General features: G+C 38.3%; 16 protein-coding genes and 1 other annotated feature. Of the genes, 10 read left to right on the top strand and 6 right to left on the bottom strand.

What is annotated here, in order from left to right; genetic code table 11:
- Positions 1 to 195 precede the first annotated feature (195 nt).
- The 9 genes from ACZ427_RS10895 (at position 196) to motS (ending at position 10,696) form a co-directional block, all read left to right on the top strand.
- Complete coding sequence (locus ACZ427_RS10895) at positions 196 to 2,493, top strand: DNA translocase FtsK (protein WP_461179404.1); 2,298 nt, start codon at positions 196 to 198, stop codon at positions 2,491 to 2,493.
- A 74-nt stretch (positions 2,494 to 2,567) separates the two neighbouring features.
- Positions 2,568 to 3,686, top strand: a complete 1,119-nt coding sequence (locus ACZ427_RS10890; protein ID WP_461179403.1) for a nicotinate phosphoribosyltransferase — start codon at positions 2,568 to 2,570, stop codon at positions 3,684 to 3,686.
- 173 nt (positions 3,687 to 3,859) lie between these two features.
- Positions 3,860 to 5,164: a UDP-N-acetylmuramate--L-alanine ligase gene (murC, locus tag ACZ427_RS10885; protein WP_461179402.1), complete on the top strand. Its 1,305-nt coding sequence runs from the start codon at positions 3,860 to 3,862 to the stop codon at positions 5,162 to 5,164.
- A 364-nt stretch (positions 5,165 to 5,528) separates the two neighbouring features.
- Positions 5,529 to 5,933 carry a DUF948 domain-containing protein gene (locus ACZ427_RS10880; RefSeq protein ID WP_461179401.1) on the top strand — a complete coding sequence of 135 codons (405 nt, stop codon included), beginning with the start codon at positions 5,529 to 5,531 and terminating at the stop codon, positions 5,931 to 5,933.
- A 37-nt stretch (positions 5,934 to 5,970) separates the two neighbouring features.
- On the top strand, positions 5,971 to 6,429 hold the full coding sequence (locus tag ACZ427_RS10875; RefSeq protein WP_461179400.1) for a YtxH domain-containing protein: 459 nt from the start codon (positions 5,971 to 5,973) through the stop codon (positions 6,427 to 6,429).
- Positions 6,430 to 6,696: 267 nt separating this feature from the next.
- Entirely contained in the window at positions 6,697 to 7,785 is a 1,089-nt protein-coding gene (locus ACZ427_RS10870; protein ID WP_461179399.1) for a bifunctional 3-deoxy-7-phosphoheptulonate synthase/chorismate mutase, read from the top strand.
- 173 nt (positions 7,786 to 7,958) lie between these two features.
- Positions 7,959 to 8,957: a catabolite control protein A gene (ccpA, locus tag ACZ427_RS10865; RefSeq protein WP_461179398.1), complete on the top strand. Its 999-nt coding sequence runs from the start codon at positions 7,959 to 7,961 to the stop codon at positions 8,955 to 8,957.
- 130 nt (positions 8,958 to 9,087) lie between these two features.
- Entirely contained in the window at positions 9,088 to 9,906 is an 819-nt protein-coding gene (gene motP, locus ACZ427_RS10860) for a flagellar motor protein MotP (RefSeq protein ID WP_461179397.1), read from the top strand.
- A complete protein-coding gene (gene motS, locus ACZ427_RS10855) occupies positions 9,896 to 10,696 on the top strand; it encodes a flagellar motor protein MotS (protein WP_461179396.1) in 801 nt (266 codons plus the stop codon). The genes motP and motS overlap by 11 nt, the downstream gene beginning before the upstream one ends.
- A gap of 18 nt (positions 10,697 to 10,714) precedes the next feature.
- Here motS and ACZ427_RS10850 read toward each other — a convergent pair whose 3' ends face one another.
- The 4 genes from ACZ427_RS10850 to ACZ427_RS10835 form a co-directional block, all read right to left on the bottom strand.
- The gene (locus tag ACZ427_RS10850) at positions 10,715 to 11,872 is read right to left on the bottom strand and encodes an acetoin utilization protein AcuC (protein ID WP_461179395.1); all 1,158 of its coding nucleotides are present in this window, start codon (positions 11,870 to 11,872) and stop codon (positions 10,715 to 10,717) included.
- Entirely contained in the window at positions 11,869 to 12,519 is a 651-nt protein-coding gene (locus ACZ427_RS10845; RefSeq protein ID WP_461179394.1) for an acetoin utilization AcuB family protein, read from the bottom strand. Before ACZ427_RS10845 ends, ACZ427_RS10850 begins: the two co-directional genes overlap by 4 nt.
- A complete protein-coding gene (locus tag ACZ427_RS10840; protein ID WP_461179393.1) occupies positions 12,520 to 13,173 on the bottom strand; it encodes a GNAT family N-acetyltransferase in 654 nt (217 codons plus the stop codon).
- A gap of 179 nt (positions 13,174 to 13,352) precedes the next feature.
- On the bottom strand, positions 13,353 to 16,349 hold the full coding sequence (locus tag ACZ427_RS10835; protein WP_461179392.1) for a transglycosylase domain-containing protein: 2,997 nt from the start codon (positions 16,347 to 16,349) through the stop codon (positions 13,353 to 13,355).
- A gap of 114 nt (positions 16,350 to 16,463) precedes the next feature.
- Positions 16,464 to 16,712: a binding site (T-box leader), on the top strand.
- Positions 16,713 to 16,761: 49 nt separating this feature from the next.
- On the opposite strand from ACZ427_RS10835, the gene tyrS reads away from it, so the two are divergent.
- Positions 16,762 to 18,033: a tyrosine--tRNA ligase gene (tyrS, locus tag ACZ427_RS10830; protein WP_461179432.1), complete on the top strand. Its 1,272-nt coding sequence runs from the start codon at positions 16,762 to 16,764 to the stop codon at positions 18,031 to 18,033.
- Positions 18,034 to 18,208: 175 nt separating this feature from the next.
- Here the strand turns inward: tyrS and rpsD are convergent, their stop codons facing one another.
- Entirely contained in the window at positions 18,209 to 18,811 is a 603-nt protein-coding gene (rpsD, locus tag ACZ427_RS10825) for a 30S ribosomal protein S4 (RefSeq protein WP_461179391.1), read from the bottom strand.
- Between the two features lie 521 nt (positions 18,812 to 19,332).
- Positions 19,333 to 19,818: a GAF domain-containing protein gene (locus ACZ427_RS10820; protein ID WP_461179390.1), complete on the bottom strand. Its 486-nt coding sequence runs from the start codon at positions 19,816 to 19,818 to the stop codon at positions 19,333 to 19,335.
- Positions 19,819 to 19,858: the final 40 nt, after the last annotated feature.

Raw genomic sequence — 19,858 nt, 5'->3', positions numbered from 1 at the left:
GGGTTGTTTTTTCTTTAACCAACATGGCGGCTACGAGCATGCCGTTGGCTTTTTTCGTAATTTGTTGCTTTTTATCGCTATAAAGTCTTTGCAGGAATGCCAATTTTTCTAATGAGGATATACACTTTGACTATGATACCTGCTATTATAGAAAATGATAAACAATTTTTTAACTGGAGAAATGAGTGAAAAAAAGTGTGGGGAAAATTTAATAAAAAAATAAAGAATTTTTTATTTAAATATGAGGAAGAGTGGCATGAAGAAACATACACGCATCGTAATCAGAGTCCGGAAGCTAAAATGATATACAAATATCCAGAAAAGGCACCTTTTCGCTTCCCGGTCATTCCAGACGAGGAAAAGGCAAAGGATCGTCCAGGAAAAGAAAATATACAAAAAAACGAGCAACGAAATGAACAAAGAAATCAACAAAGAAATGAGCAAATAAAACAGCTAAATCACCAACAAAATCACCAACAAAGAAAACCGGAAAAAAGCCGGAATAAAATCGAAAAACCTGTGCAAGAACGGAAGGTTTACAAAAAAAATACAGATATTCCTTTTCAGCCAACAGAGGTCCCTTCTCCAATTTATGGTTATCAAAAACATAAAGAGGATAAAGAGACGGATAATGTTCCGGCATATAAACGTAAACAAGAGAAAGAGGATGAATTGGCTTTATTAATTAAGGAGAATCAACGTTATGAAATGGACAATGTGGAAGTAGAAGAAGCCGAAGAAGCAGAAGAAAAAATAGAGCCAGTAGAAGTAGAAGATAATTCTGCAGTGCTTTATGAAGTAGAACATAGTGAAGTTGCTGCTACCGAAGAGAAAGTACAGGAACAGCAATTGGAAATGCCATCTAAACCTGAACAACATGAAAAAAGAACAACGACTAAGAAGCAGCCTGACAGTTTGCAACAGAGTAAAAGTAACCATAGTAAAAATGAAAAACAGATACCATATAATGTAATTATGACACCAAGAGATAAAAAAAACAGACTGGAAAAAGAAAAAGCCAGGAAGGCAGCCCAGAATCATGTTCAAACGCTCAATCCAGCCCAGAGTCAGGTGAAAACACAAAGCAAACACGAATTTATTCCATATTATCTGTTGGATGATCCGGTTGAAAAAAGTAATGATGATCGTATATGGGTGCAACAGCAACAGGAATTACTGGAACAAACATTAAAACACTTCAATGTCCGTGCCAAAGTTGTAAATGCAACTCAGGGCCCATCTGTTACACGATTTGAAGTCCAACCCGAATTGGGTGTTAAAGTAAGCAAGGTAAAGAATCTGAGTGACGATTTAAAATTAAATATGTCAGCAAAAGATATCCGAATTGAGGCACCAATACCAGGAAAAAATACCATTGGTATTGAGATTCCCAACCAAAAGGCAGAAATGGTTGGACTGCAGGGGATATTCGAAACAGACGATTTCAAACAAAGCAAGTCACCATTGACCATTGCGTTAGGCCTAAGTATTGAAGGGACACCGTTGATTACAAACATTCAAAAAATGCCTCATGGATTAATTGCAGGGGCGACTGGATCCGGAAAAAGTGTATGTATTAATACAATTCTTGTCAGTTTACTTTATAAAGCAAATCATGAAGATGTAAAATTCTTATTAATCGATCCAAAAATGGTAGAACTGGCTCCATATAATGGAATACCAAATCTGGTTTCCCCCGTGATTACCGACGTTAAAGCAGCAACCGCAGCTTTGAAATGGGCAGTTAACGAAATGGAAGAACGTTATGAAAAATTCGTTCAGGAAGGTGTACGGGATATTGAGCGGTATAATCAGAAAATCATGAATCAAAACCGGTCCCAGGAAAAGATGCCTTTCATTGTTATCGTCATTGACGAGTTGGCCGATTTGATGATGGTTTCCCCACAGGATGTGGAAGATTCCATCAGTCGAATCGCACAAAAAGCACGAGCATGCGGGATTCACCTGCTTGTGGCGACACAGCGCCCATCTGTGGATGTTATTACCGGACTCATAAAGGCAAATATACCAACCCGAATTGCATTCAGTGTTTCTTCTCAAGTGGATTCACGAACCATTATTGATTCAAGTGGTGCAGAAAAACTTTTAGGTAAAGGTGACATGCTGTTTGTGGAGAATGGTGCTGGCAAAAGTATACGGCTTCAAGGACCATTTGTATCTGATGAAGAAATAGAACGTGTGACAAACTATGCTAGAACAATCGCTTCACCAAACTATCTATTCGAACAGGAACAACTCCTGGAACAGGCAACAGCGGATGAAGAAGAGGATGTATTACTTGAAGAAGCTGTACGTTTTGTACTTAATCAAAATAGTGCAAGTACGTCCTTATTACAAAGACACTTCAAAATAGGTTATAACCGGGCAGCAAGATTGATTGATTCATTGGAAAGCAGAGGTATTATTTCCGGGCAAAACGGAAGTAAGCCCAGAGAAGTACTGGTTACAAAATCACAATTGGAAGAAATGTAAACTCTTGTTAACTTTCAAAGATTTATATATTATTAAACAGAACACAGAACATCATTCCTAAGGAGAAACTTGAGATGAAAGAAATAGAGCAAAAGCTGTCAGGTAAAATCAAACGATTAACGAATAATACATTCAAATTTGATGAGCGGATAGAAGAGGGCTGGTTTTCAGCTGTTTATTTTCTTAAGACGAAAGAAATAGTTGAAAAAAAATTACCGGATAATTATGTCACCATGCAGTTTTTTCAAAAAGAAGAAGCTGTATTGTGCGGTACGGATGAAGTAATCGCATTATTACATACATTTGCAAAAAATCCGGAAACCCTTGAAATAAAATCATTAAAGGATGGAGATAAAATCACTCCATATGAGTCCATCATGACAATTTCAGGGCAGTATCAGCAGTTTGGTTTTTTGGAAGGGATTATTGATGGAATATTAGCAAGAAGAACATCTGTGGCAACAAATGTATACAATGTTGTAAAAGCAGCGAGAACTTCGGGAAAACAAAAACCGGTTATCTTCATGGGGGACCGAGATGACCACTATACACAACAGGCAGGAGATGGGTATGCAGCTTTTATTGGCGGATCGACTGCCCAGGCAACCCATGCGATGAATGAATGGTGGGGAAAAGAAGGTATGGGAACAATGCCGCATGCTTTAATTCAAATGTTTCGAGGAGATATTGTGGCAGCGTCCAGGGCCTATCATGAAATGTATCCGGATGATGAACTTGCTGCACTTGTAGATTATAACAATGACGTGATTACAGATTCTTTAAAAGTTGCAAGGGAATTTGGAAAAGAATTGAAATCCGTTCGTCTTGATACATCACGTACACTAGTCGATAAATACTTTCTGAGAAATCACCATTTAATGGGCACGTTTGACCCCAGAGGTGTTAATCCTCAGCTTATTTTTGCCTTAAGGAAAGCATTGGATGATGACGGTTATACCCATGTGGAAATAGTAGTAACTGGCGGATTTAACGAGGATCGTATTGCAGAATTTGAAAGACTAGGTGTCCCTGTAGATATATATGGAGTAGGTCGCAGTCTATTAAAGCTTAATATTGGATTTACGGGAGACAATGTTTTATTAAATGGTTCACATGCTGCAAAAGAAGGTCGGAGATACCGGCCGAATCCAAGGCTGGAAGAGGTAAAATTTTACGGAAACAATGAGGTATAAATTTGATACCTGCTTTTTATTTTATTCCAGATTAAGTTTTGGTATAATGATAAAATGACTATAGGAATTTTAGTTTATAAAAGTTGTTTATATTTTCATAAACTGTGAACAAATAACAATAAAATAAATTTAAAGATTTTAATCTTTTTCATGCAAATTTGGAGGTTCATTTTATGACAACTTACCATTTTATTGGTATTAAAGGGACGGGAATGAGTTCGCTGGCACAGATTCTTCATGATTCTGGAGAAACTGTGCAAGGATCTGATATTAAAAAGCGTTTTTATACACAACAGGCATTAGAGGAAAAAAATATTCCGATTCTCCCTTTTTCAGAGCTTAACATCAAAGATAATCATACTGTCATTGCAGGAAATGCATTTTCTGAGGATAATGTAGAAATTAAAGAAGCAATCAGGCGGGGAGTACCTTTTTACAGATATCATGAATTTTTAGGAGAATGGTTGAAACAATACACAAGTATTGCCATTACCGGTGCCCATGGCAAAACGTCTACGACCGGGCTTTTGGCTCATGTGTTAAATGATGCCTTTCCTATTTCTTATTTAATTGGTGACGGTACAGGCAATGGACATGTAGATAGTGAGTATTTTGTATTCGAAGCATGTGAATACCGGCGTCATTTCCTAAAGTATGAACCTGACTATGCGATTATGACCAATATTGATTTTGATCATCCGGATTATTTTACGAGTATTGATGATGTGTTTGATGCTTTTCAATCGATGGCAGACAGAGTTAAAAAAGGCATTATTGCATGTGGGGATGATGAAGAATTACAACAAATACAGGCGAAGGTCCCTGTTGTATATTATGGTTTTCTGGACACCAATGATTTCCAGGCTCAAAATGTAAAAGAAACTGAACAGGGAACAGAATTTGATGTATTTGTAAGAAATACGTATTATGATACATTCACAATACCAATGTATGGTGATCATAATGTTCTCAATGCATTGGCTGTTATAGCCATATGCCAATATGAGGGTATTAGTGCGGAAGATATTAAACATTTAAGTACATTTCAGGGTGTGAAGCGTCGATTTACGGAGAAAAAAGTAGGTAGGCAAATTTTGGTGGATGATTATGCACACCATCCAAAAGAAATTACTGCAACAATCGAATCAGCACGCAAAAAGTATCCGGATAAATCAATTGTAGCTATTTTTCAGCCCCACACATTTACAAGAACAAAAACATTTCTACAGGAATTTTCGGATAGTTTAAGCAAGGCTGATCACGTTTTCTTATGTGATATTTTTGGCTCTGCCAGAGAAGAATCCGGAAAACTTACGATTACTGATTTGCAGAAATTAATTGATGAAGCAAATGTATTGGAAATATCCAATACAGAGGTTTTACAACAATATAAAGACAGTGTGCTAATTTTCATGGGCGCAGGAGATATTCAAAAATTCCAGCAGGCTTATGAGGAAAAAATTAAAGTGAATAAATAAGAAAATCCCGATTCACCACCAAGCCTTCATGCAGTTATCACTTATGCAGCAGGAAGGTGCCATGCTTTCCTGTTTGCGAACAAAAGAGTCTTCTGAAATACGGACTCTTTTTACATATGATTTAAATTCAAAAAAATAAAAGGGATTTGAACATGTTTGTCGAATAATTACTATAGGGCTTTTTGATGGGTATTATATAGAGGATTTGTTATGACATCTATTATTTCTAGTATTTACATGTTTAATCATGATGGTGAAGGGTTATTATTTATAGAAAGCTACTATATGGAATGATGTGGTTTATAACAAGACATTTTCGCACTACTTGACACAATAATATATGATTAAAGGAGTGATAATTGAGATGGAAGTCATGTTATATATTGCTGCATTGATTGCTGCACTTGCCTTTGTGGTACTTGTAGTTTATTTGGCAATCACCTTGAAAGCAGCAAAAAGCACATTAAATAATGTGTCAAATACATTAGAAGGCCTGGAGAAACAAATGCAGGGCGTAACATCAGAAACAACCGAGCTGTTAACTAAAACGAATAAACTGGCGGATGATGTGAATGAAAAATCCACGAAACTAAATGGATTGTTTGACGGTGCAAAAGGGATTGGTGAGTCGATAAGAGACTTTAATCAGTCCTTACAGCAACTTTCAAACAGTATTGGACGAGCATCCGCACAAGATGATGAAAAGGTCTCTCAAGCGGTTAAATGGGGATCAGCAGCAATGGATTTATGGAACAGACGCAAAAAATAAAATAGTATATGCGTAAACATAAGAGGAGGAATTCGAAATGGGAGAGAACAACAATAACAACAGTAACAACAATAACAACAGTAACAACATTAACACAAAGGACTTCATGATTGGAACATTAATTGGTGGAATTGTAGGTGCAACAGCTGCACTAGTTTTCGCACCAAAATCCGGTAAAGAGTTAAGGGGAGATATTAATCAGGGAGCGAGTCAAGTAAAAGGACGCGCATATGAGTGGAAAGATGTGGCATCAGAAAAAAGTGCCGGTTGGAGAGATAAAGCATACACAACAGGTTCAGAATTAAAAAGAAAAGCAATGGATTCAACAGCACAGCTGTCAAAATCAGCATCTGAAAAAACAAAGGAATTAACAAAGCAAGCACAAGTAAGATTGCAAAAACAGCGAAACAAACAAGATGAAGCCCTGGAAGCAGCAGAAGAAGTTGCTGATGCAATTGAAGATGCAGCTAATGAAGTGGAAACAAGCAATAAATAATATATAAAAAGACTGCAGTTTTAACTACTGTAGTCTTTTTATATCCAATCAATATATTGTCAGAAGTAAATAAAGTCTGTGAACTGTCGAATTGCAGAAACATCAAAAACGGATACTAGTTACCATCCAAAGGATTTAAATTTTCAAAACCGCAAAAGAATTTCCATTATATTTAATTTATTAATGACAAAGAGGTAGTTTTTCGTTATAATGGTTTCTAATTATTAAAATTAATTACAACAATAGATAATAGGGGAGTGCAGGAAAATGAGCCAAAATGAATTGGAACAATTAAGAAGCCAACTGGATGACATAAACCTTGAAATATTGGAGTTAATTAACCGACGTGCTAAAAGTGTACAGCAAATAGGTCAAATAAAAACCAAGCAAAGTATTAAGCGATTTGATCCATTACGTGAAAGGGACATGCTGGATAAAATTACAGAACAAAATGATGGTCCTTTTGAGAAGTCAACGATTGAACACATTTTCAAAGAAATTTTTAAAGCAAGTCTTGAATTACAGATAGATGATAACCGGAAAGCATTATTAGTATCCAGGAAAAAGAAACCGGAGGATACAATCATTGATATAAAAGGTGCTCAGATTGGGAATGGAGAAGCACAGTTTGTTATGGGGCCTTGTGCAGTTGAAAGCTATGAACAGGTGTCGAAAGTTGCTGAAGCTGTCAGTAAAAAAGGAATCAAACTATTTCGCGGTGGGGCATTTAAGCCAAGAACTTCACCATACGATTTCCAGGGACTAGGGGTTGAAGGGCTGCAAATTTTGAAAAAAGCAGCAGCAGAGCATGACTTGGCCGTTGTAAGTGAAATCATTAATCCTGCACATATTGAAGAAGCACTTGACTATGTTGATGTCATTCAGATAGGTGCCAGAAACATGCAGAACTTTGAGTTGTTGAAGGCAGCAGGAGACGTCAATAAACCAGTGTTATTGAAACGGGGCTTGTCAGCGACAATTTCTGAATTTATCAATGCTGCAGAGTACATCATGTCACGGGGAAATGGTAATATTATTTTATGTGAACGAGGTATTCGTACATATGAAAAAGCTACAAGAAATACGCTGGATATTTCAGCGGTTCCAATATTAAAACAGGAAACGCATTTACCAGTAATGGTCGATGTAACCCATTCGACAGGAAGAAGAGATCTATTACTGCCAGCAGCAAAAGCAGCCTTAGCAATTGGGGCACATGGAGTTATGGCTGAAGTACATCCTGATCCTGCAGTAGCGCTGTCAGATTCCGCGCAACAAATGGATATTCCGACATTTAATACATTTATTGATGAACTGACCGAAATGAAAGATCGTTTGGCATACCAAGAAAATTAAGGGTAAAGCCATCCTGTTTATAATAAGTATATAAATAATAAATATCAAAGCTAAAAGGCTGATCATCCGTATGGGTGTATCAGCCTTAAATTTTTTGTAATTTTTTTCATGGTAGAGTATTATAAAGGAAATAGAGGTAGATTAGGCACTAATTATTCTAGGAGGTAATGATAATGACAATAACAATATACGATGTTGCAAGAGAGGCCAATGTAAGTATGGCCACAGTTTCAAGAGTTGTTAACGGAAATCCGAATGTTAAACCAACTACACGCAAAAAAGTACTAAACACAATTGAACAGCTTGGCTATCGCCCAAATGCTGTAGCAAGAGGGTTAGCAAGTAAGAAAACAACTACTGTGGGCGCGATTATTCCGGATATTTCCAGCATCTTTTTTGCGGAATTGGCGAGAGGAATCGAGGATATTGCCACAATGTATAAGTACAATATGATTTTAAGTAACTCTGATCAGAATAAAGATAAAGAATTACAACTAATTAATACGATGCTTGAAAAACAGGTGGACGGTATATTATTTATGGGGGGAAATATAACAGAAGAACATATACAGCAATTTGAAAGTGCTTCTGTACCGGTAGTATTAGCTGCAGCCTATGATGAAAGTGGACAGATACCATCAGTAAATATCGATTATGAAGAAGCGGCCTATGAAGCAACGAAATTTTTAATTGATAAAGACAGTGGGCATCCAGCATTTATTTCAGGAGAGGAAGATACCACAATCAACCAGCTTAAATATGAGGGTTATTTACGGGCGCTGAAGGATTCATCTATCTCTGTGAAAGAAGAGTTGATTGTAACTTCTGGTGATTATTCCTATGATTTTGGATTGAAAGCAGCGGATCAGCTTATGACAGCAGGGCAGAACCCAAGTGCTATTTTTGTTGCATCTGATGAAATGGCCTTGGGCGTCATTCACGGCGTACAGGACAAAGGATACCGTGTACCGGAAGATATTGAAGTAGTGGGATTTGATAACACAAGATTAGCCACAATGGTACGCCCTACTCTATCTACAGTGGTTCAGCCAATGTATGATATTGGCGCAGTAGCTATGCGACTATTAACTAAATATATGAATAAAGAAACCGTTGAAGAGAAAAAAGTTGTTTTGCCACATCGAATTGAAAAAAGAAACTCAACTAAATAGATAATATGCCGATATAAAGAGTAACAGACAGATGGTATTCAACAGATATCTAACTATACGAAGTGTCATTTGTCTGGATATGAGTCTTGGCGCTAAGCCAGGTTTTCTAAATAAGTTGGGGAGAGGGAATATGAGAAAACGAGATATATTGACTCCAATCGGCATTACATTAGGTTTTATTATGATTATGCTGGCAATTACCTGGAATGGTGGAACAGAAGGAACTGCTTCCTTTATAGATGTGGCTTCCATTTTTATAGTAATTGGCGGTTTGATAGCATCCATGCTCATTACGTTTAATTTCGAGCAAATTCTACTGGCAAACAAAGTATTAAAAGAAGCATTCAGCAAAAATGATCAACGTTTACCTGAGTTAATCCGCTTATTTATCCGCTTATCCGATCGTGCAAGAAGAGAGGGACTCCTTGCTTTAGAAAATGAATTGGAAGATGTTGAGGATGATTTTATCCGCAAGGGAATACTTCTTGCAGTGGATGGGATTGAACCTGAGATGATTCGTGACATTATGAATGCAGAAATAACAGCGATGGATGATCGACATTATAGAGGCCGGCTGCTCGTAGAAAAAGCTGCAGAATATGCTCCGGCCTGGGGGATGATAGGTACATTAGTAGGTCTGGTTCTTATGTTGAACACATTAAATGATCCCGAGACGCTTGGGCCAAGCATGGCTGTAGCACTATTAACAACACTTTATGGTACAGTGCTGGCAAATCTGGTTTTTAGTCCCATGGCAAGCAAGTTGGAAGGTAAAACCGAAGAGGAAATATTTACGAGACAAATTATTATAGAAGGTATCATTGGCGTACAGTCCGGACAGAATCCAAGAATTTTGGAAGAGAAATTAAGTGCTTTTCTTCCTAAAAAAATGAAATTAAGACAAGAAGCTGATGCAGATTTTACGGAGGAAAGCGTAAATGAAGCGTAAAATAGGGAGACGTAAGAAGCATAGTGGTGCCCCCAAGTGGATGGTTACATATTCGGATATGGTAACACTTATATTAGTCTTTTTTATTTTACTCTTTTCTATGTCGCAAATAGATCAGATTAAATTTGATGCAGTATCCGATTCATTTCAAAACCGAATGATTTTTGACTTCCAACCGTCCCCTGTTCCAATGGAGAATCCTACGGAAAACACCAGTGACAGAGAAAGTGGAGAATTGTCAAATGAATTCGAGACCCCGACCGATTTGCCGGATCGAAATGACAGAGACGATTCAGCTCAACAGGAAGATTCACTGGATGCACTCATGCAGAATGTAGAACGTTATTTAAATGAGAATGATTTGAACAATGTAATAACTGCTTCGAGGACAAAGCGAGGTGTGATTCTGGTACTTCAAGAGAGTATTTTATTCCATTCCGGTGAGGCAAATATCCTGGAATCAGGTGAACCTTTTTTAAATCGGATTGGTACACTTTTAAACGACATCCCCAACGATATTAGGGTAGAAGGGCATACAGATAGTAAGCCGATGTTAAGTTACCGTTATCCTTCAAACTGGGAATTATCTGGTGCTAGAGCGAGTAGTGTCGTAAGGTATTTAGTCGAGAAAAACGATGTTTATCAGGAGAGGTTTTCCATTGTTGGTTATGGTGAAACAGAACCATTGGTACCGAACACCAATCCGGATAATATGAGTAAAAACAGAAGAGTTGAAATTATAATTATGGAAGATGTATCCATCGACATAGAGGAGGGAGTTGACAATTAAACACCAACTCCCCCTTTTCTATTTGATGCGTGTTGTATATTTAAGTAGTTTCATTAATAGTTTTTCATTTTTTTCTGTTATGTCAGCTTTTCTAGGAATGTTTGGTACAATATCTTTTGAATCCTCCCAACGACTCGGTAAAGTTACCGGGGCTTCTTTCTGCCATTTGGTTAACCAGGATGTAGGAATATTTCCTTCTACCGCATTCCCTGTTTTCATGATATTCCAAATCTGTGCCCAAGCACGTGGGACAACTCTCCATATATCATAACCGCCACCGCCAAGTGCAATCCACTTACCATCACAGTATTTATGTGCTAACTCATGTGCCAGTTGAGGTATCTTTTCATAGGTTTTCATTGTTGTACATAAATGGGTCAAGGGATCAAAGCAATGTGCATCTGCCCCATTCTGCGTTACAATTACATCTGGTTGGAAAAATTCTGCAATTTCCCTAAAAGCTGACTCATAAATATGCAGGAAAGATTCGTCTTCGGTAAAGGCGTCAATTGGAAGGTTGAAACTATAGCCATGTCCTTCTTTAATGCCACGTTCATTAACGTTTCCAGTTCCTGGGAATAAGTATCTGCCTGTTTCATGTATGGAAAATGTGCAAACATTGGGGTCATCGTAAAATGCCCATTGCACACCATCACCGTGATGTGCATCAGTATCGACATACAATACTTTTAAATCATATTTTTTTCGGATGTATTTAATAGCTACTGCACCATCATTATATATACAGAATCCAGCTGCTTTTCTTTTAAAACCATGATGGAGTCCGCCTCCCAAATTGAGTGCATGTTTGGCCCTGCCTTCCAATACGGTATCTACCGCTGTCAGACTTCCCCCAACCAGATATGCAGATGCCTCATGCATTCCGGGAAACATAGGTGTGTCTTCCGTACCCACCCCATACTCTAAGCCTTCACTCTCTTTCAAATGCCCGTTACTGGCTTTTTTTAGTGCTTCTATATAGGAACGGTCATGAAAAAGGGATAGCTCCTCATCTGTTGCTATTCGGGGTACTGTAATGTCTTCAGGTTGGAGCATCTCTGTTGTCTCCAATAGATTTTTTGCCAACTCAACCCTTTTTTGATTGAAAGGATGATCCGGGTGAAAATGATAGGTTAATAGATTATCTGAATAAATGAAGGAAGCATTGCAAGTCATACGTTTGGCTCCGATATATTATTTGGCCACATTAATTCATAACCAGCTTCCCTTAAATCCTGTATAACAGGCATCGGATTCATCGTTTGAATACGGAATACAAGAATTTTAAATGCCGGATCATCTTTAAATGGATAAATTAAAACAGACACGATATTTACTTTTCGTTGACCAAAGATTGCAGCCACCTCTGGAAGGATGCCAGGCCTGTGTGGTACTTTAACTTCGATATGTGAGCTTTGTACGTTGGTTCCGGTTAACTGGATTAATGTATGAAGCATATCCTTTTCTGTAACGATGCCAACAAGTCTATTATTTTTAGCTACAGGCAGGGCAGCAAATTCTTCATCATAAAATATACTGGCAATTTCCTCAACAAAGTCCATTGGGTGTACCGTTACAACGGGGTGGCTCATGATTGACTGAATTTCATTTTGTAATTCAATTTTATCTGCATTTCTGTAAAAAACAGAAGGACTCGCATCACGTACATCACGGTCAGACACAATGCCAATTACTGCCTTTGCTTCATCAACAATTGGGATATGTCTTATTTTGTTTGTTTGCAGCAATTCCAATGCTTTTGCAATAGAAGCAGTAGGTGGCAGCGTTATAACTTCTGTTTTCATGATTTCCTCGACCAGCATCTAGAATCCCTCCCTCATGTTCCGATATTGGTGACGCTGGAGAAATCGCAGTTTATCAAAATCTTTCATGGATGTTTCGGGCACATTTTTTCCTATCCGTACCATCAGACAATTTGCCGGATGAGAAATAATTTCGGGATCATCTGTTGTAGAAGGTATCAATCCACCAGCTGCCATCATTTTTTCCATCATTTTCCGATAATCCCAGATACTTAGCCTTGTTCCATCCAAATCCCAATGCCAATAGTATTCCGTTGATATCACGATATAATTTTCCATGTAATCATCCATCATCGAAACCTTTAATAACCTCGATGCTACACCAGTGCCACGAAATCTGGGAATTACTTCCACAGCTCCTAATTCAATAAGATCTTCCATGTTAAATTGTGACCATCTTTCCATTGGATCTGGATGTAAATAGGTGACATATCCAATAATTGTATCATCTGTTCGTGCGACGATAATTCTCCCTTCCGGAAAATCGGCAATACTTAGTAGTGCTTCAAATTGTTTATTAGCCGGACGAAATGCTGTTAATTGTTCATGGAATTGATATGGTTTTAAATCTTCTGCTTCTAGTGGACCTTCAATCGTAACTGTATCTTTGGAAGTATCATGTATTATAGAATGAAAGGTCTTCATATGCTTCATCATTTCACCACCTGTTTGAAATCACAATAATAATACGCTTTCACTTTTATTATACCTTATTATGGCTATAATTTTTAGTAATTTGCGAAAAAATAATGAGGACAAAAGAAGGAGCCCTTTGTACATAAACGGGCTCCTTCAAAAAAGAATTCATATGATTACAAGCAATGTTTAGTTTTCTAATCTGAGCTATTGTTATCATCGCTGCTTTCATCGTTTTCTTCATTATTTCCATCGTTATTTTCTTCTTCGTTTTCCTCATCATTATTACTGTTGTTATCTTCACTATTATTACTTTCATTGTTTGCTTCTTCATCTGTAGGATTACTGTTATCCTCATTATTTTCTTCTGTGTTATTCTCATTGCTGTCTTGTTCATCATCTGGAGTATCGCCTTCTGGTTCCTCCGGTTCACCGACAATAACTTGACTTGAGGCGGAAGATTCCAAGCCAAAGTAATCAACAGCTTTTACATGATAAACAGCGTTATTATTATCTATAGAGTAGCTTGTACCTGTAGTGTCGCCAACCAGACTGAAATCATTTTCCGGTCCCGACGCTTTGAATATTCGATAACCGACAACATCTGAATTGCTTGACTGATTCCAGGTTAAGTTGCCTCCTGATACATTTAAGGAAGCAGGAGGGGATGGGGGATTACCATCATTTTCAATCGTTCCTCCACTGCTTGAGCCAGGTGCTCCAATTTTTTCCCACAAGTCTCTATTTGTATTCGGATAAAGCTGTGTAATGCTGTTAAGCCTATCATAGCCTTTTCTTGCCAGGAATTCCGGGTTAAATGTCAGGCCATTACTATCGGCGAATTCACTAGGTGTATTTGATCCTGGAGATACTGCTTGCCCGTCTACAATTAGATTGTTTCCCCGTATTAAACTATCATCTGATTCCGTTGGTACAAAGTTTGCATTAAACAGATCGGTTTTTACTAAACCAGCCTGTTCACAAAGATCTGATGGAAGCATTCCTGATATTGCACAGTAACTGCGTGAGACTATTCCCTCCGGTTGTTGGAAGGGGGATGACGGTGTAACTAATTCCGGGTTCACCTCTGCCGCATTATTGATCAATTGAGCCCAAAATCGCTGAACTCTGTGACTATGTCCCTGTGGATCAGATGAGCGGTATAATGAATCCTCAAACCGATAGCCCATCCATGTACCAAATGTTACGTTTGGATTTGTGCCAACAAACCAGACATCTTTCCAATTTTGTGCCGTACCTGATTTTCCTGCCCAATCAACACCAGGATTCGCTAATTGTGTATTAACATAAGTTCCTGTACCTTTGTCCATAACATCCCGCATCATGTCGACAGTTAAATAGGCTGTCTGCGGAGAGAATACCTCTACAGGTTCACTTTCCTCTTCATAAATGGTCTCTCCATCTTCGGTAGTTATTTTTTCAATCATATAAGCATCGGCAAATTTACCATTGTTCCCGAAAGTTGCAAATGCATTCACGTTTTCCTCGACGGTAATACCATTTGTAGTACCCCCTATGGAAAGAGATGGATTTGCGTATTCATTTTCACCTAGGCTGGTAATCCCCATTTTTTCAAGATATTTTTCCACCGGATTTCCGGCCATTATTTGTTCGTATATTCTGGCTGTGGAATTATTATAGGAATTATATAAAGCTTTCCGCGCAGGTACGAGACCATAGTGGGTACCACTGTAATTGTTGGGATTATAGCCACTCGCTGTCGGTAAATTCGCATCCAGGACAGGAGTGCCGGGCTGAATCGCGCCTACTTCCATCGCTGGGCCATAGACGAGTAAAGGTTTCATTGTACTGCCGTTGGATCTAGGTGCATTTAGTGCATAGTTCACCTGATCTTCATCTGTATATTCACGGCCACCTACGAAACTAATAATTCTGCCTGTATTGTTTTCTATTAAAATAGCACCTGCTTCAACCTGCTGATTGATTTCCTGTTTTCCATCCGCAAATTCAACAGTTGTTACCGTGTCAGGACCAAAGTTTTCAAAGTTTTTCGTAACCTGCTTCATTGCATCATAGATTTCCTTATCGATGGTAGAGTGAATCTGATAGCCTTTATTTCTCAGGTCACGGTCAGCGCTCATTTCATACTCTTCCTTTAATTCTGCATCATTATTAAGATCTTCTGCGGTATAGCCATCCGCTTCGGCAAGTACTTTGGTAAGTTTCTCCTTTGCTTCTTCCTGCAATGCATATGTCAAGTAAGGATATGTTTCGATTGGTGATTGATAGTCTTCTCTGAAATCCGCAACAATGTCATAACTGCTTGCTTCATCATATTCTTCCTGTGTAATATACTCGGAATCAAGCATCCGGTCCAGTACACTTTGCATCCGGTTTAATCCGGGCTGTAATCCTTCTTCTTCCTTCACACCACCTGTATTGGTAAATGGTGTGTAGGAAGACGGGCTTTGTGGCAATCCGGCCAGGTAGGCAGCCTGAGGAAGATTTACCTCATCTGCATCAAGACCAAATATTCCCTGTGCAGCGGTTTGTATACCAGCAATATTTCTTCCGGATACATCGCGACCATAAGGGACAATATTTAAATAGGCTTCCAATATTTCATCTTTCTCAAAAAAGCGTTCCAACCGTAATGCTAATAAAATTTCTTTTGCTTTTCGTTCAAAAGAAACTTCATTTGTCAGAACCTGATTTTTAATAAGTTGCTGGGTTAATGTACTACCACCTGTTTGAACAGAGGCATTTGTGACTTCCTGTACCATTGCACGAAAAATTGCTTTCGGTACAATCCCTTCATGCACTTCGAAATACTCATCCTCTGTAGCGATAACTGCATCAATGAGCACATCAGCCACATTTTCGAGTTCCGTTTCCTCCCGGTGAATATCTGAACGAATATCACCGAAGTATTGCTCTCCAGCAAAATATAATTTGGATGTTTCACTATAGTCGTAAATGTCTGCTTCCATGTCTTCATAGCTTCTTACAGGCTCGTCTTTGACAAGCGAAGCGAAATATCCTGCTCCAATACCACCGGCGAAAAATAATCCGATAAAACCAATAACAAGAAAAAATAAAATAATATTCCAAAAAACATCATACGTAATGCGTGATGAACGTTGGATTTTTCCATCCTTCCATAATTCCTGCACTTTCTGTTTATATTTATAAAAAATTTCTTTTATGTCCATCGAAAAACCTCCCAAAATTCATTTCAATTATAGCATAAGAGGAATTTGGGTAGTAGAAAAAATAAATAGATATTGCTTTATTTTTAGGAATATGGTAAGAATATATATAATATAAATTTTACGCAGAAGGAACGCAGTAGCTTTGCAGATCCCTATAAAAGAGAGCCGGCGGACGGTGTAAGCCGGTATACATTTGCCTTAGCGAATTACATTCTGGAGTATTTTCTATGGATAAGTGAAGAATTGGAGCATTTTCATTTCTTTAATTATCTTTTATTAGAAACGGTGGAGACATCGTTAACAATCCCAAGTGGCAATTAATTTGCAACAAGGGTGGTACCGCGTGTTTATCTCGTCCCTTTTTGAGGAACGGGATTTTTTTATGCAAAAAATCAGATGGAGTGTGAATGATATGGATATATTACAGGATTTAGAAACTCGTGGGTTAATACATCAAGTGACGGATAGGGAAGGTTTAAAGAAGCATTTGATAGATAATCAGGTCACTTTATATATTGGTTTTGATCCAACGGCGGACAGTCTGCATATCGGGCATCTGCTGCCTATCACCATGTTAAAGAGATTTCAAAAAGCAGGCCATAAACCAATTGCTTTAGTAGGTGGAGGAACAGGTATGATTGGTGATCCGAGCGGTCGTACGAGTGAACGCTCCTTAAATGAAGAAGCTGTTGTTCATGCATACAGTGAAAAAATCAGGCAGCAAATTGATCGGTTGCTCGATTTTGATCAGGGAGAAAATCCCGTTCTTTCCAGAAATAATCATGACTGGCTTGCCAGCATGACGATCATTGATTTTCTGCGAGATGCAGGGAAGCATTTTGGAATTAATTATATGCTGGCAAAGGAATCTGTATCTGCACGGATTGAACAGGGGATTACCTTTACAGAATTCAGCTATATGATTCTGCAATCCCTGGATTTTCTAAAATTATATGAACAGGAAAATTGTACTTTACAACTTGGCGGCAGTGACCAGTGGGGGAATATAACAGCAGGGATGGAATTGATCCGCCGTTCAAGAGGAGATGACGATCAAGAAATCAAGGTTTATGGTCTTACTGTCCCATTGATTACCAAGGCAGATGGAACTAAATTTGGGAAAACAGCAGGCGGAGCGATTTGGCTGGATCCTGAGAAAACGACACCATATGAATTTTACCAATTCTGGATCAATACAGATGACCGTGATGTCATAAAATTCCTCCGCTACTTTACATTTATATCTGAAGAAGAAGTGGCACAATTGGAAGATGAAGTTAAATCGAAACCGGAAGAACGAACTGCCCAGAAACGTCTGGCTGAAGAAATGACCAGGGACGTACACAGTCAGGAAGCATTGAATCAAGCTCAAAAAATTTCAGCCTCGCTTTTCAGTGGAAATCTGAAAGAGTTGTCAGCTCCAGAGATTAAGCAGGGATTCAAGGGTGTACCAACCCATCAAGTGGTCAAAGAAGAACGGGGACTTATTGAACTGTTGGTGGACGCAGAGATTTCCTCTTCCAAAAGACAGGCAAGGGAAGATATTAAAAATGGGGCTATTTATATAAATGGTGAGCGTACGAAGGAATTGGATTATTCCTTAACACAAGAAGACCGGATTGAAGATCAGTTCACTGTCATCCGTCGTGGGAAGAAAAAATACTTCCTTATCAGCTATCAGTAAAATAAAGAAGTGGATGCAGCCTGTTGAAAAGGAGCGCATCCACTGAATGAAATTTACTGACAAAGTAGTGATATACTGCCAGTTTTTATACATTCTTAACTGCCAAAAAAACCCTCAGAATCTTATTAATAAGATTCTGAGGGTTTTAATTACTGTATTATACGAAACGATTTTATTAACGAGAGTAGAACTCAACGATAAGTGCTTCGTTAATCTCAGCTGGAAGTTCGGAACGCTCTGGGTAACGAGAGTAAGTTCCTTCCATTTTATCTGCATCAAATGTTACATATTCAGGAACAAAGTTGTTTACTTCCAAAGCCTCTTTAATGATATCGAGGTTTTTGGATTTTTCACGTAAACCGATAGTTTGACCTGGTTTTACACTGTAGGATGGGATATCAACGCGTCCACCATCAACTAAAACATGACCATGGTTTACAAGCTGACGTGATTGTCTGCGTGTACGCGCAAGTCCTAAGCGGTATACAAGGTTATCAAGGCGGGAATCAAGTAGAATCATGAAGTTTTCACCATGGATACCTTTCATATTACCAGCTTTGTTAAACAATGTGCGGAATTGACGTTCATTTAATCCGTACATGTAACGAAGTTTTTGTTTCTCTTGCAGCTGCAGGCCATATTCAGAGATTTTCTTGCGTTGGTTTGGTCCATGCTGACCAGGAGCGTAAGGGCGTTTATCTAATTCCTTACCAGTTCCAGTTAATGAAATGCCGAGACGACGTGATTTTTTCCATACTGATCCAGTATAGCGAGCCATAAGACATTTCCTCCTTTATTATTTTATTTGCATAAAATAAGAGAGCGTGTTCCATTCCGCCTGACCATTATGTTTTCATGTACCATCGCTCCAGCAGCTGAGAGTTACACGATACACCTTAAATAGAATAAGGAACAAAATGGCTACAAACGTCGGTACACATAGGCTACCTTTATTATTTTACACAAAGAATAGTATATAGGGAATAAGGTAAGAAGTCAACAAAAGATTTTATATAAGACTATTTATTGGAATTTAAGTAGGAAAAATGAAGTTATAATAGAATAGAAATATAAGGTTTAAAAAAGGAACCAGTGGCCGAATAATTAGCCACTGGCTTTTAATTGCAGGGAAGAAATCAATGTGCGGCTAAGAGCATACCGCCACCATCTATAATGAAAACAATTAATTTAACCAGAAGACTGTCTATACGCTTGGGACTGCGATTACTCGTCCCATCGAAAACATTTGGGACGAGTAATCGCAGTCCCATCGAAAAGACTTGGCAAAAGTCAGGTTTTTTAAAGAGTTAATTGCTTTTCCAGTATCTGTACAAACTTTTCAAGATATTCCTCGTCTGTTTCATCAAACCGGTTTATGGTCGGACTGTCGATATCAAGCACCCCGTAAACAAATCCGTCTACCTTTATCGGAACAACAATTTCAGATTTGCTCGCACTGTCACAGGCGATATGTCCAGGGAATTGATTAACATCGGCTACACGCTGTGTCCGGCGTTCTTTAACTGCGGTTCCGCATACACCTTTATCGTAGTCAATGTGGACACAGGCGGGAAGCCCTTGAAAAGGTCCAAGGATGAGTTCGTCATTTTTCCATATGTAAAAACCAACCCAATTTATTTCATTCAAAAATTGATTCAATAAAGCGGAGGTATTGGAAAGGATTGCAATCGAATCTTTTTCATCTTCTACTAAAGCCGTTAACTGCTTTAATAAAAGCTCATAATCCTTTACTTTTTTTTCTGGATACGCTGTGGCTTGAAACATATACATTTTCCTTTCATAATTAATGCTTGTGCCAAGATCA

Source organism: Virgibacillus ainsalahensis, assembly GCF_055380755.1.
This window is presented reverse-complemented; position numbering and strand designations above follow the sequence as displayed.

Bases quoted from the DNA above. Each gene is read 5' to 3' on its own strand.
- motP (WP_461179397.1), top strand. From the start codon at position 9,088: ATGAGAAAACGAGATATATTGACTCCAATCGGCATTACATTAGGTTTT.
- tyrS (WP_461179432.1), top strand. From the start codon at position 16,762: ATGGATATATTACAGGATTTAGAAACTCGTGGGTTAATACATCAAGTG.
- ACZ427_RS10845 (WP_461179394.1), bottom strand. From the start codon at position 12,519: ATGCTGGTCGAGGAAATCATGAAAACAGAAGTTATAACGCTGCCACCT.
- ACZ427_RS10850 (WP_461179395.1), bottom strand. From the start codon at position 11,872: ATGACTTGCAATGCTTCCTTCATTTATTCAGATAATCTATTAACCTAT.
- ACZ427_RS10840 (WP_461179393.1), bottom strand. From the start codon at position 13,173: ATGAAGCATATGAAGACCTTTCATTCTATAATACATGATACTTCCAAA.
- ACZ427_RS10890 (WP_461179403.1), top strand. From the start codon at position 2,568: ATGAAAGAAATAGAGCAAAAGCTGTCAGGTAAAATCAAACGATTAACG.
- ACZ427_RS10835 (WP_461179392.1), bottom strand. From the start codon at position 16,349: ATGGACATAAAAGAAATTTTTTATAAATATAAACAGAAAGTGCAGGAA.
- ACZ427_RS10820 (WP_461179390.1), bottom strand. From the start codon at position 19,818: ATGTTTCAAGCCACAGCGTATCCAGAAAAAAAAGTAAAGGATTATGAG.
- motS (WP_461179396.1), top strand. From the start codon at position 9,896: ATGAAGCGTAAAATAGGGAGACGTAAGAAGCATAGTGGTGCCCCCAAG.
- ACZ427_RS10870 (WP_461179399.1), top strand. From the start codon at position 6,697: ATGAGCCAAAATGAATTGGAACAATTAAGAAGCCAACTGGATGACATA.
- murC (WP_461179402.1), top strand. From the start codon at position 3,860: ATGACAACTTACCATTTTATTGGTATTAAAGGGACGGGAATGAGTTCG.
- ccpA (WP_461179398.1), top strand. From the start codon at position 7,959: ATGACAATAACAATATACGATGTTGCAAGAGAGGCCAATGTAAGTATG.
- rpsD (WP_461179391.1), bottom strand. From the start codon at position 18,811: ATGGCTCGCTATACTGGATCAGTATGGAAAAAATCACGTCGTCTCGGC.
- ACZ427_RS10875 (WP_461179400.1), top strand. From the start codon at position 5,971: ATGGGAGAGAACAACAATAACAACAGTAACAACAATAACAACAGTAAC.
- ACZ427_RS10880 (WP_461179401.1), top strand. From the start codon at position 5,529: ATGGAAGTCATGTTATATATTGCTGCATTGATTGCTGCACTTGCCTTT.